At 42.1% G+C, this 1260-nt stretch carries 1 protein-coding gene; it reads right to left on the bottom strand.

The window, feature by feature from the left end:
- On the bottom strand, positions 1–1231 hold a 1231-nt coding region (locus tag EKM61_RS11915), incomplete at its 3' end, for an ISL3 family transposase (RefSeq protein WP_100077718.1).
- Positions 1232–1260: the final 29 nt, after the last annotated feature.

Raw genomic sequence — 1260 nt, 5'->3', positions numbered from 1 at the left:
GTTTGATCCGTGAAACTAAATGGTGATAGTTACGAAAACCAAAAGCCGTTCGCTGGATCTGTTTGATCATACGATTGATGCCCTCGATGGGACCGTTCGAATACTTTGATTCACTGGCATTGAGGATGATCTCTAGGTTCTTCTTGAAGGTGATTAGCGTGGCCTTCATTTTGGGACTGAGTTGCTCATTGTGATATAAATAGATCACGAGCCCATCTTTATCGTGATTTTTTAGACAAGTCATGATGCCTTGCATGATGGTGTAGGTGTTCGCCAACGTTTCATCGAGTTCAAGACCTAACTGCACGCGTTCTTGCTGGGTTAATTGTTGGCGCAGATGGCGGTCATAAAATAATTGTTTAACCTCCAGGCCATCACAATGTTTTAAGAACAGTTTCCAAGCGAATTTTAGGGTCCGATATTCTTTCGTTCGTTTAGAATATTGTTTCATGAGCTGCACGCGACTTTGGTTGAACGCTCTGGTCATCATGGCGACAATGTGAAACCGATCAACGACGATCTTAGCGTTGGGGAATACGGCTTTAACAATGTCTTGGTAGTAACTATTAAGGTCTAAAGTCACGGTTTTAACGCGCTGACGCACACTGAGCGGAAACTGATTAAAGTAATCAAGAATACTTTGTTTCAACCGATCCGGCAGGATCTGTTGAATTTCATGATCACCAGCACCGTTAATGCAAATAAAGTGTAGGACACCACCAACACCACGTACTTCATCCATCGCTAAATGTTCGGGCAGATAGTTGTAATTCCGGCGAAAGAGATCATCATATTTATCTAAGTAGCGACAAACAGTACTGGGTGAGACATTATTGTCACAAGCAATACTCTTTTGGGTCCGATCATCTTGTAAGTGCATAAAGATCTTTTGGCGAGTCGCCCGAGAGATATTGCAATATTTATCAACTAGCTCAGTCGTTGCCATAACACTAGTCCCACAGTTTTTACAAAGCAGGCGTTCTTTATGTAGTTCTAGATAAACCGGCTCACTGGCATTGGCAGCTAGGTAGGTCACCCGGGCACGATAGTGACCATTATGATTGAACTGATCAAAGCCACACTGGGGACAACGCTTAAGGCTGGTCTTGACAGTGGCGCGATAGACTTTAATTCGTCTGTTTTGTTTGTATTCGTAACCATAATCGAAAAAAATGACATTTGGGTCTTTAATACTGAGCGCAAATTTTATATGATTGTCTATAGGGTTCACGGTTTTCTCATATCCTTTCAAATGATACT

This window comes from Loigolactobacillus backii (assembly GCF_003946275.1).
Taxonomy (GTDB): domain Bacteria; phylum Bacillota; class Bacilli; order Lactobacillales; family Lactobacillaceae; genus Loigolactobacillus; species Loigolactobacillus backii.
Note: the sequence above shows the minus strand (reverse complement) of the source record. Positions and strands in the feature narration are given on the sequence as shown.